14 protein-coding genes and 3 tRNA genes are annotated in these 14288 nt (G+C 73.3%); 13 read left to right on the top strand and 4 right to left on the bottom strand.

Translation table 11 applies throughout. From position 1 onward, the window contains the following. Nucleotides 1–2 precede the first annotated feature (2 nt). The 4 genes from N0B34_RS02940 to N0B34_RS02925 all read left to right on the top strand — a co-directional run bounded on the left by N0B34_RS02940 (nt 3) and on the right by N0B34_RS02925 (nt 5217). Entirely contained in the window at nt 3–1538 is a 1536-nt protein-coding gene (locus tag N0B34_RS02940; protein WP_263729736.1) for an NADH-quinone oxidoreductase subunit M, read from the top strand. Further along, on the top strand, nt 1535–3253 hold the full coding sequence (nuoN, locus tag N0B34_RS02935) for an NADH-quinone oxidoreductase subunit NuoN (RefSeq protein ID WP_263729735.1): 1719 nt from the start codon (nt 1535–1537) through the stop codon (nt 3251–3253). The genes N0B34_RS02940 and nuoN overlap by 4 nt, the downstream gene beginning before the upstream one ends. Nucleotides 3254–3303: 50 nt before the next feature. Then, nucleotides 3304–4311, top strand: coding sequence for a polyprenyl synthetase family protein (locus N0B34_RS02930; RefSeq protein ID WP_263729734.1), 1008 nt, complete (start codon nt 3304–3306; stop codon nt 4309–4311). A 159-nt stretch (nt 4312–4470) separates the two neighbouring features. Continuing rightward, nucleotides 4471–5217, top strand: coding sequence for a PP2C family protein-serine/threonine phosphatase (locus N0B34_RS02925; protein WP_263729733.1), 747 nt, complete (start codon nt 4471–4473; stop codon nt 5215–5217). A gap of 30 nt (nt 5218–5247) precedes the next feature. On the opposite strand, the gene rarD is transcribed toward N0B34_RS02925, so the two are convergent. Beyond that, nucleotides 5248–6243, bottom strand: coding sequence for an EamA family transporter RarD (gene rarD / locus N0B34_RS02920; protein ID WP_263729732.1), 996 nt, complete (start codon nt 6241–6243; stop codon nt 5248–5250). A gap of 138 nt (nt 6244–6381) precedes the next feature. On the opposite strand from rarD, the gene N0B34_RS02915 reads away from it, so the two are divergent. From N0B34_RS02915 to N0B34_RS02905, 3 genes are all read left to right on the top strand, one after another. Then, nucleotides 6382–7752 (top strand): FAD-dependent oxidoreductase, encoded by a 1371-nt coding sequence (locus tag N0B34_RS02915; protein WP_263729731.1) that lies wholly within the window; start codon nt 6382–6384, stop codon nt 7750–7752. Nucleotides 7753–7896: 144 nt separating this feature from the next. Then, nucleotides 7897–8781, top strand: coding sequence for a zinc metalloprotease HtpX (htpX, locus tag N0B34_RS02910; RefSeq protein ID WP_263729730.1), 885 nt, complete (start codon nt 7897–7899; stop codon nt 8779–8781). Nucleotides 8782–8860: 79 nt separating this feature from the next. Then, complete coding sequence (locus N0B34_RS02905) at nt 8861–9451, top strand: DinB family protein (RefSeq protein ID WP_263729729.1); 591 nt, start codon at nt 8861–8863, stop codon at nt 9449–9451. A gap of 42 nt (nt 9452–9493) precedes the next feature. On the opposite strand, the gene N0B34_RS02900 is transcribed toward N0B34_RS02905, so the two are convergent. After that, nucleotides 9494–9991, bottom strand: coding sequence for a YajQ family cyclic di-GMP-binding protein (locus N0B34_RS02900; RefSeq protein WP_263729728.1), 498 nt, complete (start codon nt 9989–9991; stop codon nt 9494–9496). A 154-nt stretch (nt 9992–10145) separates the two neighbouring features. Between N0B34_RS02900 and N0B34_RS02895 the strand changes: the two genes are divergently transcribed. The 3 genes from N0B34_RS02895 to N0B34_RS02885 all read left to right on the top strand — a co-directional run bounded on the left by N0B34_RS02895 (nt 10146) and on the right by N0B34_RS02885 (nt 10628). Then, a tRNA-Tyr gene (locus tag N0B34_RS02895) sits at nt 10146–10227 on the top strand. Nucleotides 10228–10428: 201 nt separating this feature from the next. Continuing rightward, a tRNA-Thr gene (locus N0B34_RS02890) sits at nt 10429–10501 on the top strand. Nucleotides 10502–10554: 53 nt separating this feature from the next. Beyond that, nucleotides 10555–10628, top strand: a tRNA-Met gene (locus N0B34_RS02885). Between the two features lie 108 nt (nt 10629–10736). On the opposite strand, the gene N0B34_RS02880 is transcribed toward N0B34_RS02885, so the two are convergent. Then, entirely contained in the window at nt 10737–11906 is a 1170-nt protein-coding gene (locus N0B34_RS02880; protein ID WP_263729727.1) for a MarP family serine protease, read from the bottom strand. A gap of 217 nt (nt 11907–12123) precedes the next feature. On the opposite strand from N0B34_RS02880, the gene rpmG reads away from it, so the two are divergent. From rpmG to N0B34_RS02865, 3 genes are read left to right on the top strand one after another with little or no spacing between them, the layout of a single operon-like run. Further along, the gene (rpmG, locus tag N0B34_RS02875) at nt 12124–12294 is read left to right on the top strand and encodes a 50S ribosomal protein L33 (protein WP_263729726.1); all 171 of its coding nucleotides are present in this window, start codon (nt 12124–12126) and stop codon (nt 12292–12294) included. A 5-nt stretch (nt 12295–12299) separates the two neighbouring features. Further along, nucleotides 12300–12749: a MaoC family dehydratase N-terminal domain-containing protein gene (locus tag N0B34_RS02870; RefSeq protein ID WP_263729725.1), complete on the top strand. Its 450-nt coding sequence runs from the start codon at nt 12300–12302 to the stop codon at nt 12747–12749. Next, the gene (locus tag N0B34_RS02865) at nt 12749–13174 is read left to right on the top strand and encodes a MaoC family dehydratase (protein ID WP_263729724.1); all 426 of its coding nucleotides are present in this window, start codon (nt 12749–12751) and stop codon (nt 13172–13174) included. The genes N0B34_RS02870 and N0B34_RS02865 overlap by 1 nt, the downstream gene beginning before the upstream one ends. A 27-nt stretch (nt 13175–13201) precedes the next feature. Here the strand turns inward: N0B34_RS02865 and N0B34_RS02860 are convergent, their stop codons facing one another. Then, entirely contained in the window at nt 13202–14266 is a 1065-nt protein-coding gene (locus N0B34_RS02860) for a LacI family DNA-binding transcriptional regulator (protein ID WP_263729891.1), read from the bottom strand. Nucleotides 14267–14288 lie beyond the last annotated feature (22 nt).

The following is a 14288-nucleotide window of genomic DNA, read 5'->3' as shown; positions in this document are numbered from 1 at the left end:
CGATGTCTTCCTTCCCCTGGCTCACCGTCCTGGTGCTGCTGCCCCTGGTCGGCGCCGTCGTGCTGTGGGTGCTGCCCGCCGCGCCGCGCAACGTCGTCCGGCCGGTGGCCCTGGCCTTCGCGATCGCCGAGCTGGTGCTGACCGGCCTGGCGTTCCTCGCCTTCGACACCCACCGTGCCGGTGAGTACCAGCTGACCGAGGTGCACAGCTGGATCCCGGCGTTCGGCGTCTCCTACGCGGTCGGCGTCAACGGCGTCGCGCTGGCGCTGATCGGCATGTCGGTGCTGCTGGTGCCGCTGGTGGTGCTCGCCGCCTGGCACGAGCAGGGCAGCACGACGTCCGCGTCGAACAGCCTGCGTCGCTACCTCGCGCTGGTGCTGGCGCTCGAGGCGTTCGTCGTCGCGGTGTTCGCCGCGCGCGACGTGTTCCTCTTCTACATCCTGTTCGAGGCGATGCTGATCCCGGTCTACTTCATGATCGGCAGCTACGGCGGGCCCCGACGCCGGTACGCCGCGGTGAAGTTCCTGCTGTACTCGCTCGCCGGTGGGCTGGTCATGCTGGTCGGCGTCATCGCGCTGTACCTCAAGGGCCCCGGCGGTCCGCAAGGCTTCCTCACGCAGAACCTCGTCGGCCTGCACCTGGACCCCACCACCGAGCGGCTGCTGTTCGTGGCGTTCTTCGTCGCGTTCGCCATCAAGGCGCCGATGTTCCCGGTGCACACCTGGCTGCCCGACGCCGCCGAGCAGGCGCCCGCCGGCACCTCGACGCTGCTGGTCGGCGTGCTGGACAAGGTGGGCACCTTCGGGATGCTGACGCTCTGCCTGCCGCTCTTCCCGAACGCCTCGCGCTGGGCCGCACCGGTGGTGATCGTCCTGGCGGTGGTGTCGATCCTGTACGGCGCCCTGCTGGCGATCGGCCAGCGCGACCTGCTGCGCCTGGTGGCGTACACGTCGGTGTCCCACTTCGGCTTCATCGTGCTCGGCATCTTCGCCTTCACGTCGACGTCCGTCGCCGGCTCGTCGTTCTACATGGTCAACCACGGGTTCTCGACCGGCGCCCTGTTCCTGCTCGCCGGGTTCCTGATCTCGCGCCGCGGCTCGCAGCGGATCGACGACTTCGGCGGGCTGCAGCGGGTCACCCCGGTGCTCGCGGGCCTGTTCCTGGTGGTCGGCCTCTCGGCGCTCGCGCTGCCGGGCCTGTCACCGTTCGTCAGCGAGTTCCTGGTGCTGGTCGGCAGCTTCCCGGCGGTGCCTGCCGCCGCGGTGGTCGCCAGCATCGGCGTGGTGCTCGCCGCGCTGTACATCCTGTGGACCTACCAGCGGATGTTCACCGGTCCCGTGCGGCCCGGACTGGACACCATGAAGGACGTCAGCACCGTGGAGCGGTGGGCGATCGGCCCGCTGGTCGCCGTCATGCTGGTGCTCGGCTTCCTGCCCGGGCCCGCGCTGAACCTGGTCCGCCCAGCCGCGCAGACCACCGTGCAGAACGTCGGCGTCGCCGACCTGCCGGCCGTCGCATCCGAAGGGACCGCCAAGTGATCGCCGCTGCCTTCACCGCGCCGAGCGTCGCCTGGACGGCGCTCGCCCCGGTGGTCGTCGTGCTGGGCGCCGCCGTGGTCGGTGTGCTGGTCGAGGCCTTCGTGCCCGACCGCCTCCGCCGCACCACGCAGGTCGCCCTCGCGATCGCCGCCACGGCCGGTGCGCTGGTCGCCGTCGCCGCCCTGTGGGGCGGGGTGCACCGCTCCGGCGGCACCGTCGTGCTCGGCGGCTCGCTGCTGGTCGACGGCCCGACGCTGGTGCTGTGGGCCACGCTGGCGCTGCTCGGCCTGCTGTCCGTCCTGGTGATCGCGGACCGGACGCAGACCGGCGAGGACTCGTTCGCGCCCCTGGCCGCGGCCGTCCCGGGCTCGGACTACGAGGAGCAGGCGCGCCGCGCCGGGCTGTCGCAGACCGAGGTCTACCCGCTGACGCTGTTCGCCCTCGGCGGGATGATGGTGTTCCCGGCCGCGGGTGACCTGCTGACGCTCTTCGTCGCGCTCGAGGTGCTGTCGCTGCCGCTGTACCTGCTGTCCGGCATGGCGCGTCGCCGCCGTCTCCTGTCCCAGGAGGCGTCGATGAAGTACTTCCTGCTCGGCGCGTTCGCCTCGGCGCTGCTGCTCTTCGGCATCGTGCTGCTGTACGGCTACAGCGGCTCGATCCGGTACGCCGACATCACGGCCGCGACCGGCACGCCCGGCGGCACCGAGGGCCTGCTGCTGGTCGGCACGGTGCTGCTGTTCGCGGGCCTGCTGTTCAAGGTCGGTGCGGTGCCGTTCCACATGTGGACCCCGGACGTCTACCAGGGCGCCCCGACCCCTATCACCGGGTTCATGGCCGCGTGCACCAAGGTGGCCGCGTTCGGCGCGATCCTGCGGATCGTCTACGCGATGCTGCCCGGGATGAAGTGGGACCTCGGCGCCCTGCTGTGGATCGTCGCGATCGCCACGATGGTGGTCGGCACGGTCGCCGGCCTGGTGCAGAACGACGTGAAGCGGCTGCTCGCCTACTCCTCGATCGCGCACGCGGGCTTCGTGCTCACCGGCGTGGTGGCGCTGCACCAGCGCGGCATCGGCGGGGTGCTGTTCTACCTGCTGGCCTACGGCCTCGCGACGGTCGGCGCGTTCGCGATCGTCTCGCTGGTGCGGGAGCGCAGCGGCGACTCGATCACGGGTGAGGCGACGGCGCTGTCCCAGTGGGCCGGTCTCGGCCGGTCGCACCCGCTGCTGGCGCTGACCTTCACGCTCTTCCTGCTGTCGTTCGCCGGCATCCCGCTGACGGCCGGCTTCATGGGGAAGTTCGCGGTGTTCTCCGCGGCGGTGGCCGGCGGCGCCTGGCCCCTGGCGCTGATCGGTGTGCTCGCCTCGGCGGCTGCCGCGTTCTTCTACGTCCGGATCATCGTGCTGATGTTCTTCACGGCGGCGCACGAGGAGACGGCTGCGGCGGCGGTCGAGGACACGGCGGTCGCTGGCGGGGAGGCCGTGCCCGCGGCCGCGACCGACGAGCTGCTCACGACCGACGTCGCCGGCGGCGGCACCGCCACGGCCGTCGCCGTGGCCCCGACGCTCACCGAGCGGGCCACCGCAACCGTCGTCGTCCGGTCCGAGGGCTTCGCGGCGATCGCCATCGCGGTCTGCGCCGTCGGCACCGTGCTGCTCGGCGTGTTCCCCACCCCGGTGCTCGACCTGGTCGACGCGGTGGCGCGGTTCCTGCAGTGACGGCTGTCCGCCGCTGCGCCGCCACCGGGTCCGGAAGATAGGTTCATCCCGTGACGACGACGACGGCCTTCGCCCTCGCCGACCCCGAGCTCTCCGCGCGACTGACGGAGCGGCTCGGCACGGTCGAGGCGCGCCTGCGTGAGGCGGTGGCGACCACCGACCTGCTGGTCGGCGCCACCAGCACGCACCTGGTCTCGGCCGGCGGCAAGCGGCTGCGTCCCCTGCTGACGCTGCTGACGGCGGAGCTGGGCGACGCCGACCGCCCGCAGGTGATCGACGGCGCCGTGGTGGTCGAGCTGACCCACCTCGCGTCGCTGTACCACGACGACGTGATGGACGACGCTCCGCTGCGTCGTGGCGCTCCCGCCGCCCACGAGGTGTGGGGCAACTCGATCGCCATCCTCACGGGCGACCTGCTGTTCGCCCGGGCGTCCCAGGTGGTCGCGCACCTCGGTCAGCCGGCGCTGACCCTGCAGGCGGACACGTTCGTCCGGCTCTGCATGGGTCAGATGCACGAGACGGTCGGGCCGGCGACGGAAGAGGACCCGGTCGAGCACTACCTGCAGGTGCTCGCCGACAAGACGGCGTCCCTGATCGCGACCTCGGCGCAGTTCGGCGCGATGCTGTCGGGCTGCTCGCCGGAGGTGGTCGCGACCGTGGGCCGGTTCGGGGAGCTGATCGGCCTGGCGTTCCAGCTGGCCGACGACGTGCTGGACCTGACCTCCGACGGGTCGCTCAGCGGCAAGACGCCCGGCACCGACCTGCGTGACGGCGTGCCGACCATGCCGGTGCTGCTGCTGCGCGCGCGGGCGGCAGGCCCCGACGCCACCGACGAGGACCGTGCGGCGGTGGCCCTGCTTGACTCGGACCTGTCGGACGACGACCGGCTGGCGGCCGCGGTGGCGACCCTCGCACGGCACCCGGTGGTGGAGGAGACGCGGCAGCGCGCCGTCGCCGTGGCGCGTGCCGCCGTGGCGGAGCTCGCACCGCTGCCGGACGGCCCCGTCAAGGAGTCCCTGGTGCAGTTCGCCGACGCGCTGGTGGACCGCGCGGCCTGAGCTGTCCAGCGCCCGGTCGGGCGTTGCTGCGGCGCGGACCGGGCGACGGGGGAGCGGCCGGCCGAGCACCGTCACGGGCCGGTCATCGGGTGGTCAGCGGTCCGTCCGGCCCTCGCTATGCTGACCGACGTCCACCTGGTCGTCGTCGGAGAAGACCGCATGAGCGCAGCTGACCCGGCGCCCCGGGAGGGCGGTCCGACGGTGCGGGTGGGCGCCGCCAGCCACCGAGGCGGTCGCCTGGACAACGAGGACTCGTACCGTGCCGATGACGGCGTGTACCTGGTCGCCGACGGCATGGGTGGGCACGAGGCGGGCGAGGTGGCCAGCGCGACGGCCGTCGAGTCCTTGGGCAGCCTCACGGGCGGCACTCCCGACGAGGACGACGTGCGCGCGGCGCTGCGCACGGCGCACGAGCGGGTGCGTGCGCTGCCGGTCGGTGGTGAGCGGCGCCCCGGCACGACGGTGTCCGGCGTGGTGCTGAGCGAGCGCGACGGGCTGCCGTGCTGGCTGGTGCTCAACGTCGGCGACTCGCGCACCTACCGGATGGTGGGCGGCGTCCTCGAGCAGCTGACCACCGACCACTCGCGGGTGGCGGAGCTGGTGGCCACCGGTTTCCTCGACCCGCAGGACGTGCCGCGGCACCCTGAGCGGCACGTGGTGACGCGAGTCCTCGGCGGTGGCTCTCCGGACGTCGAGCCGGACGTGTTCGCGCTTCCAGTCAGCCCCACGGAGCGCATCGTCGTGTGCAGCGACGGGTTGTCGGAGGCGCTGCCGGACGCCCGGATCCAGGCGGAGCTGCGGGCGCACCCCGACGCGCAGCAGGCGGCGGACGCCCTGGTCGCCGCGGCGCTGGCCGTCGGCGCCCGGGACAACGTCACGGTCGTCGTCGTCGACGTCGTCGGCTGAGCCCGCCGGTCCTCGGGCCACGGTGCGCCGTCAGCGCCCCGCGACCGCCTCGCAGTCCCCGCTCGCGTCCACGGCCGCCCGGGCTTCGAGCACCTGCGTCCGCCGGTGCCGCAGACCGTCCACCGCCAGCATCACCAGCGCGACCCACACGAGCCCGAAGCCCCACCACCGCGCGGGCGGCATGTGCTCGTGCAGCAGCAGCACGCCGGTGAGGAACTGCAGCACGGGCGTCAGGTACTGCAGCAGCCCGATCACGGACAGCGGCAGCCGGCGGGCGGCGCTGTTGAACAGCAGCAGCGGGACGGCCGTCACCACGCCGGCGGAGGCGAGGGCCGCGGCGTGCCAGCCGCCGTGCCCGGTGAACGAGCCGGTGCCGGCCACCTGCAGCCACACCAGGTAGCCGGCGGCCACCGGGGTGAGCACCAACGTCTCGGCCGCGAGGCCCGGCAGGGCGCCGACGGACCGGCCCACCTGCTTCTTGATCAGCCCGTACAGCGCGAAGCTCGCCGTCAGCGAGAGGGCGATCCACGGCACCCGCCCGTAGCCGACGGTGATCACCACCACGGCGGCCGCGCCGAACGCCAGCGCCGCCCACTGCACCCGGCGCAGCCGCTCCCGCAGCACCAGCACCGCGAGGCCCACGGTCACCAGCGGGTTGATGAAGTACCCCAGCGCGTCGTCCACCACCTGGTCGGTGAGGATGCCGTAGACGAACACCAGCCAGTTGATCGCCAGCATCACCGCGGCGACCCCGAGCGTGGCCAGCGTGCGCGGTCGGCGCAGCAGCTCGGCGAAGGGCCGCCAGCTGCGGGTGGCGACTAGCAGCAGGAGGCAGAAGAGCAGGGACCACACCACGCGGTGGGCGATGATCTCGACCGCGCCGGACGGCTGGAGCAGCGGGAAGTAGAGCGGCAGCCCACCCCACAGCAGGTAGGCGCCGATGCCGGCCGCCAGGCCGCCGCGGCCGGGGCGGGCTGCGGGGCTGGTTCCGTCGGTCGGGGCAGGGGTCGTCCGCTCGTCGGCCACCGGCTGACTGTAGGTGGCGCCGCCGACATCCACGCCGTGCGTCCGTCCGGATGCGAGACGTGCTGGCGGGCGCCGAGGGCGTCCCGCCTAGACTGGCCGGCAGCTACCGAACCCCCTCGCGGAAGGTCCCTTCGTCCCGTGACCACCACGCCCTTGCGCGTCGCCGTCGTCGGCGCCGGGCCCGCCGGTATCTACGCGTCCGACATCCTCGCCCGCTCGGGCCTCGACGTCAGCATCGACCTGATCGAGCGGCTGCCGGCCCCGTTCGGGCTCGTGCGCTACGGCGTGGCACCCGACCACCCGCGCATCAAGCAGATCATCGTCGCGCTGCACAAGGTGCTGGAGCGCGGTGACATCCGGCTGCTGGCGGACGTCGACTACGGCACCGACCTCACGCTGGAGGACCTGCGGCAGCACTACGACGCGGTGATCTTCGCCACCGGTGCGATCCGGGACGCCGCGCTGCGCGTGCCCGGCGTCGACCTGGTCGGCTCGTACGGCGCCGCCGACTTCGTCTCCTGGTACGACGGGCACCCGGACGTCCCGCGCACCTGGCCGCTGGAGGCCCGCGAGGTCGCCGTGATCGGTGCTGGCAACGTCGCGCTCGACGTGGCCCGCATCCTCGCCAAGCACCCCGAGGACCTGCTGCCGACGGAGGTGCCGCCGAACGTCTACGAGGGGCTCCTGGCCAGCCCCGTCACGGACGTGCACGTGTTCGCGCGCCGCGGTCCGGCACAGGTGAAGTTCTCCCCGCTGGAGCTGCGCGAGCTCGGCCACGTGCCGGACGTCGACGTGATCGTCTACCCGGAGGACTTCGACTTCGACGAGGGGTCGATGGCGGCCATCCACTCCTCGAACCAGACCAAGCAGGTGGTCAAGACCCTCACCGACTGGACCCTGAAGGAGCCGGAGGACCTGACGGCGAGCCGCCGGATCCACCTGCACTTCCTGCAGCGGCCGGTCGAGGTGCTGGGGGAGGACGGCCACGTCGTCGGCCTGCGGACCGAGCGCACGGCGTTGAACGGCGACGGCAACGTCACCGGGACCGGACGGACCACCGACTGGCCGGTGCAGGCCGTCTACCGCGCCGTCGGCTACTTCGGCTCGCCGCTCCCGGACCTGCCCTTCGACGAGGCGGGCGGGGTGATCCCCAACCGTGAGGGCCGGGTGGTCGACGAGGGCGGTGAGCCGCTGCCCGGCCTCTACACCACCGGCTGGATCAAGCGGGGTCCGGTCGGCCTGATCGGGCACACCAAGTCGGACGCGACGGAGACGATCGCGCACCTGCGCGAGGACGCCGAGGCGGAGCTGCTGCCCGCGGCGACGGAGCGCGACCCGCAGGCGGTCACCAAGCTGCTCGACGAGCGCGGCGTCGACGCGATCGAGTGGTCCGGGTGGCAGCTGCTGGACGCGTACGAGCGGGCGCTCGGCGAGGTGCAGGGCCGGGAGCGGGTCAAGGTCGTGCCTCGCGAGGAGATGGTGGACGTCTCGCTGGGTCGGCGCGGCTGACGGCTGCGGTGCCCTGCGCTGCCCCGGGGCGGCGCCTCGGGAACGCCGCGAGCGGAGCGGGCGTTGTCAGGCACAGGACGCCGGTACGCGTCGGCCCGTAGGGGCCGCCCGGCGCCGTGCACGGATCAGGAGCTCGACGCCACCATGAGTCATCGGCACTTCAACGGTCTGAAGACCACCGCGCTGTTCGGCGGCATGTGGGCGCTGCTGCTCGGCATCGGCTGGCTGCTGGGCCGCGGCACGCCGCGCTTCCTCCTGCTGTTCACCGCGATCGGTCTGCTCAGCACCGCGTACAGCTACTGGGCGTCGGACAAGATCGCGATCCGGGCCATGCGCGCCCGCCCGGTCAGCGAGCTCGAGCAGCCGGGCATGTACCGGATCGTGCGGGAGCTGTCGACCAAGGCCCGGCAGCCGATGCCGCGGCTGTACGTCTCGCCGACGTCGTCCCCGAACGCCTTCGCCACCGGCCGTGACCCGGCGCACGCGGCAGTCTGCTGCACGGAGGGCATCCTCGGGATGCTCGACGAGCGCGAGCTGCGCGGCGTGCTGGGCCACGAGCTGATGCACGTCTACAACCGCGACATCCTCACGTCGTCGGTCGCGGCCGCCGTGGCCGGCGTGATCACGTCACTGGCCCAGTTCGCCCTGTTCTTCGGCGGCGGCTCCGACCGGGACCGCGGCGGCAACCCGATCGCGGGTCTGGTGATGGTGCTGCTGGCGCCGCTGGCCGCCACGATGATCCAGCTGGCGATCAGCCGCACCCGCGAGTACGACGCCGACGAGGACGGCTCGTCGCTCACCGGCGACCCGCTGGCCCTGGCGTCGGCCCTGCGCAAGCTCGAGGTGGGCACCAACGCCCGCCCGCTGCCGCAGGACCAGAAGCTGGTCGACGTCTCGCACCTGATGATCGCCAACCCGTTCCGGGGCGCCGGCGTGGCGAAGATGTTCGCCACCCACCCGCCGATGGCCGAGCGGATCGCCCGCCTCGAGGCGATGGCCGGCAACCAGGGGCCGATCACCCGGTACTGAGCCGTCGCGCGGCGTCAGGGCCGCAGGCGGGAGACGCCCGCAGGCGCAGGTGTCGGACCTCACCGGCAGACTGCCGCTCATGGACCCCAAGGACGCCCTCCGGCACTACCTGGACGAGCAGCGCACCAGCCTGGTGGGCAAGCTCGACGGGCTCGACGAGTACGCCGTACGTCGACCCCTGACACCCACCGGCACCAACCTGCTCGGCCTGGTCAAGCACGTGGCCTGGATCCAGCTGGGGTACTTCACCACCGTGTTCGGGCGGCCGCAGGGACGGCTGGCGCCGTACGAGCGCGCGGGCGGCGACCCCGACGACGACATGTGGGCGCAGGCGGACGAGTCCCGCGAGGCGATCCTGGAGCTGCACCGGTACTCCGCGCAGCAGGCGGACGCGACGCTGACGGAGTTGCCGCTGGACGCCCCCGGCGTGGTGCCGTGGTGGCGGCCCGGCCACCAGGACGTGACCCTGCACCGCATCGCCGTGCACGTGATCGTCGACACGTCCCGGCACGCCGGCCAGGCGGACATCCTGCGCGAGACGCTCGACGGGCGAGTCGGCATGAAGCCCGACGACCCGAACATCCCCGGGCGCACCGCGCAGGAGTGGGCGGCGTACTCCGCGCGCATCGAGGCAGCGGCCCGCGCCGCCGCAGGTCTGCCGGCCGCCTGAGGCCCGTCACCGACCTCGGCGCGGCAGGAACGGCGGCCTCCGTCAGCGGTAGTTGACGAACTGCAGGGCGGCGTCCACGTCCGCGCCCTTGAGCAGCGCGATCGTCGCCTGGAGGTCGTCCCGGCTCTTGGCGGAGACCCGCAGCTCGTCACCCTGGATCTGCGTCTTGACGCCCTTCGGGCCCTCGTCCCGCACCAGCTTGGCCAGCTGCTTGGCCACCTCCGAGGACAGGCCCTCCTTGATCGAGGTGACCAGGCGGTACTCCTTGCCGGACGGCTTCGGCTCGCCGTCGCCGAGGTCGAGCGACTTCAGCGAGATGCCGCGCTTGATCAGCTTGGTCTCGAAGACGTCGAGCACCGCCCGGACCCGGTCGGCCGAGTTGGCGACCAGCACGATGGTCTCGCCGCTCCAGGCGATCGAGGCGCCGACGCCCTTGAAGTCGTACCGCTGGGCGATCTCCTTCGCGGCCTGGTTGAGCGCGTTGTCGACCTCCTGCCGGTCGACCTTGCTCACCACGTCGAACGACGACTCGTTCGCCATCGCTGTGCCTCCCTCGCGCCCCCTGGGCGCCGTCGTCGTCCACCCCTGGACCGGGTGGCCCTCGCGAGTTGCTATCCTTCCATCCGCGCGTTCGCGTCGGCTCGCCCGGACGGTCCTTCGGGGTCAGGGTGGGCGGCGGGGACGGGTTGGCCGAGGCGGGTTACCCGAGTGGCCAAAGGGGGCTGACTGTAAATCAGCTGGCAACGCCTACGGGGGTTCGAATCCCTCACCCGCCACGCACGGACGGGGCGTCTTCTCCGCGGAGAGGGCGCCCCGTCCGCATGTCGGAGCCGGCTCGTCGGACGCGGCCGGAGAGGCAGCGCCGGCGTCCCGCCGGCAGGCCGGACGTGGGCGCGAGCGGGCCGCGTGGCACGGCGCTCGCCGCGTGGGCCCGCGATTTCGCCGCCCCCGGCCCGCCGTGTACTCTGATCCGCGCCGCCCCGATAGCTCAGTCGGCAGAGCGTCTCCATGGTAAGGAGAAGGTCAAGGGTTCGATTCCCTTTCGGGGCTCTCTGGTGTGTTGCCGGTCAAGCCGCCTCGGCGGCTGGCCGCACCACCGGCGCGGCGGGGTAGCTCAGGTGGTTAGAGCACACGGCTCATAATCGTGGTGTCGCGGGTTCGAGTCCCGCTCCCGCTACGGCACGGCAGGCCCGGAGTTCCTCGGAACCCGGGCCCTTGTCGTCTGTCGGTCACGCGGTGCACCCGGTGCACCGCCCCGGTGCACCGCATCCGTGCGTAGGTGCGCTCAGCCGGTGGTGCAGGCGCCCGAGGGGACCGTCGCACTGAGGCCCGGGGCGCGCGCGACCACGGGCAGCAGCTCGGTCGGCGTCATCGCGTACGCCAGGTCGGGGTTGGAGTCCGAGCGGGCGAAGACGATGCCCGCCACCTTCCCGTCGGTGGTCAGCAGCGGTCCGCCGGAGTTCCCGGGCCGCACCACGGCGGCCAGCGCGTAGATCTCCCGCTCGGAGTCGCCCTGCCCGTGGATGTCCGGCACCTTGGCGGTGCTCACGGCCAGCACGCGGGCGCCGCCGGACGTCAGCGGGCCGCCGTAGGGGTAGCCCTGCACCACCGCGACGGCGTCGCGACTGAGCGTCGGCACGATGGGGAGGGGCGCGACGCCGAGGCGGTCGACCGCGATCACCGCGAGGTCGTTCACCGGGTCGAGGTAGACCACGCGCCCCACCTTCGCGCGCTGGCCGGGCAGCTCGACGACGGGCTTGTCCACCCCGGCGACGACGTGCGCGTTGGTCACCAGCCGGTCCGGGGCGACGACGAACCCTGAGCCGCTGGAGCTGATGCCGCACGCGTACGCGGTGCCCTGGATGCGGGCCACCGCCTTGGACGCCTGTGCGAGCGGTGCGGCGGACAGGTCCACCGACGGCACGGTGGGCGACGGCTGCGGGCCCAGCAGGTCGCCGAGCTGGGGCAGGCCGGAGTGCAGCACGGCACCGCGCAGCTGCGCCAGGGTGCGGGTCACGGGTGCGGGCGTCAGGCGGTCGATCGTGCGGAGCACCGACGACGAGGCGATCGCGGGCGCCAGCACCGGGACGCCGGTCGCGGCGATCGCCGACCCGACGAACGCCATCGCCAGCGCCATCACGACGACGCTGGCGACCGCGCCGAGCAGCCGGTCGACCACGGCCAGCCGTGTCCGGTCGACGCCGCGGCGCAGCGCGTGCCCGATGCGCGCGCCGACCGACGACCCGAGCAGCGGCAGCAGGACGGCCGTCAGGACCACCAGCGCGGCCCGCCAACGGGCCGGCGCCCAGTCGTTGACCAGGGGGACCACCCAGTACGCGGCGGCACCGCCGGCGACGAGGCCGAGCAGCCCGCCGAGCGTGGCCAGCAGGCCGCGGCCGAAGCCTCCCAGCAGCGTGGCGAGGAGGATCAGCGCGAGCACGAGGTCGAGGAGCATCGGCGACATCTTCTCCCGTCGGGCGCCCGACGGCGTGGCGCTCTCGGCAGCGCGGGACCGGCCGCGTCGGGCGCCGTCGGTGGAAGGAGACCAGGCGTCGGCCGAAGGCCCGGGCATGCCGTAACATTGACGGGTCCAGCGTGCGGGTACCCCGCCGCTGTCAGCTTCCCGGCCGCTCGTCGTGCGTCGGGTAACCACGCGAGAGGGTGGCAGCACCATGGCCAGCAAGGCCCAGGACATCCGTCCGAAGATCACGCTCGCCTGCACGGAGTGCAAGGAGCGCAACTACATCACCAAGAAGAACCGCCGGAACGACCCCGACCGGCTCGAGCTGAAGAAGTACTGCCCGCGCGACGGTCGGCACACCGTCCACCGCGAGACCCGCTGACCTTCGTGCCCGTCGACGCGTCGTACGCCGGCCGGATGTACCCGGCCGGTCCCGTGTACGAGGTGGGCCGGGAGAAGCTCGCGGAGTTCGCCGAGGCCGTGGGCGCCGACCACCCGGCGTACACCGACCCGGCGGCGGCGCAGGCGCTGGGCCACCCCGACGTGGTGGCCCCGCCGACGTTCGCCGTGGTGATCGCCCAGCGGGCCGAGGCCCAGTACGTGCGCGACCCTGCGGCCGGCGTCGACTTCAGCCGTGTGGTGCACGCCGACGAGCGGTTCACGCACCACCGGCCGATCCACGCGGGAGACCGGCTGGTGACCACGCTGCACGTCGACTCGATCACCGAGCGCGCCGGGCTGGCGATGGTGACCACGCGCGCGGAGATCGCGGCCGAGGACGGCGAGGCCGTCGCGACGGTCGTCTCCACGCTCGCGGTGCGACCGGAGGAGGGCTGATGGCGCTCCCGGTGCTCGCCGACCTGTCCGTCGGCCAGGAGGTCGCTCGCGGTACGCGGACCGTCGACCGGTCCCGGCTGGTGCGGTACGCCGGTGCGAGCGGTGACTTCAACCCGATCCACTGGAACGAGCGGTTCGCCACGTCCGTCGGCCTTCCGGGCGTGATCGCCCACGGCATGTGGACCATGGGTGCCGCCGTCGGCGTCGTCGTCGACTGGCTGGGCGACCCCGGTGCGGTGCTCGACTACCAGGTGCGGTTCACCCGCCCGATCCCGGTGCCGGACCCCGGTGAGGCCGAGGTCGAGGTGGTCGCGACGGTGGGCGGCCTCGACGCGGAGGCCGGGACGGCGCGCATCGACCTGCAGGTCAGCGCCCTGGGCACCCGGGTGCTCGGCAAGGCGCAGGTGCTGGTGCGGCTGGGCTGACGGCCGGAGCGGTCCGTCGGCGGCGCGTCAGGCCGTCGGTGCGGGCCCCGCCGTGGTGCCCCACACCAGCTCGACCGGCAGGTCCAGCGACTGCGGCGGCTCGCCCTCGAGCAGCCTCGCGACCTCCCGACCGACGGCCCGCCCCTTCTCGGCGAGCGGCTGTGCGACCGACGTCAGCACGTCCGGCTTGAACCAGGGGAGGTCGAGCCCGTCGAACCCGACGACGGAGACGTCCTGGGGTACCTGCAGGCCGAGCTCGCGGGCGCCCAGCACGACGCCGGCCGCGAGCAGGTCCGACTGGCACACCACGGCGGTCGGCCGGTCCGGGCCGGCCAGCAGGGCGCGCGCCGCGGTGGCTCCGTGCTCGACGAGCGAGGCGGGCGTCTCCCAGATGGCGACGGGCTGGACACCGGCGTCGAAGACGCCGTCGAGCCGACGTCGGGTCAGCTCCCACTCCAAGGCGTCGAGCCGGGCGGCGTCGACCAGCCCCTCGGAGCGGTCGTTGGTGAAGGGCAGCGTCACGGTGGCGATGCGCGTGTGGCCCAGGCCCAGCAGCTGGCGCGTGACGTCCGCGATGCCGGCACGGTCCGCGATGCCGATCACCGAGATGTCGGGGTGGCGGCTGCCCTCGACCAGCACCGTCGGGATGCCGCGGCGGCGCAGCGCGCTCAGCACCGGGTCGTCCGTGGTCCCGCCCCACATCATCACCGCGACGTCCATCGCCGCGAGCTCCACCAGGGGGTCCACCGGCGGGTCGGTCGGGTCGTGCGGGCCGGCGATCAGCAGCACGCCCAGACCCATCGGGCCCAGGGTGCTGGTGATCCCGTCGAGCACCTGGATGGACACGGGGTCCCGGAACGCGCGCCGCAGTGCGTCCCCGACGATCACCCCGACGATGCCGGAGCGTCCGCGGCGCAGCTGCCGGCCGAGCGGGTTCGGACCGGCGTAGCCGAGCGCCTGCGCGGCGTCGAGCACCCGCTGCCGGGTGGCCGCCGCGATCGGGCCGGCACCGGAGAACGCCAGCGAGGCGGTGGACACCGAGACCCCGGCGGAGGCCGCGACGTCGGCGAGCGTGGGCCGCTGGGAGGACAGGGCGCTCTCCTTCTCGTCGGTC

Source organism: Cellulomonas sp. SG140 (genome assembly GCF_025770785.1).
Taxonomy (GTDB): domain Bacteria; phylum Actinomycetota; class Actinomycetes; order Actinomycetales; family Cellulomonadaceae; genus Cellulomonas.
The sequence above is the reverse complement of the archived record's forward strand: the minus strand, read 5'-3'. Positions and strand labels throughout refer to the sequence as shown.

Bases quoted from the DNA above. Each gene is read 5' to 3' on its own strand.
- N0B34_RS02940 (WP_263729736.1), top strand. From the start codon at position 3: ATGTCTTCCTTCCCCTGGCTCACCGTCCTGGTGCTGCTGCCCCTGGTC.
- N0B34_RS02925 (WP_263729733.1), top strand. From the start codon at position 4,471: ATGAGCGCAGCTGACCCGGCGCCCCGGGAGGGCGGTCCGACGGTGCGG.
- htpX (WP_263729730.1), top strand. From the start codon at position 7,897: ATGAGTCATCGGCACTTCAACGGTCTGAAGACCACCGCGCTGTTCGGC.
- N0B34_RS02905 (WP_263729729.1), top strand. From the start codon at position 8,861: ATGGACCCCAAGGACGCCCTCCGGCACTACCTGGACGAGCAGCGCACC.
- N0B34_RS02900 (WP_263729728.1), bottom strand. From the start codon at position 9,991: ATGGCGAACGAGTCGTCGTTCGACGTGGTGAGCAAGGTCGACCGGCAG.
- N0B34_RS02880 (WP_263729727.1), bottom strand. From the start codon at position 11,906: ATGCTCCTCGACCTCGTGCTCGCGCTGATCCTCCTCGCCACGCTGCTG.
- rpmG (WP_263729726.1), top strand. From the start codon at position 12,124: ATGGCCAGCAAGGCCCAGGACATCCGTCCGAAGATCACGCTCGCCTGC.
- N0B34_RS02865 (WP_263729724.1), top strand. From the start codon at position 12,749: ATGGCGCTCCCGGTGCTCGCCGACCTGTCCGTCGGCCAGGAGGTCGCT.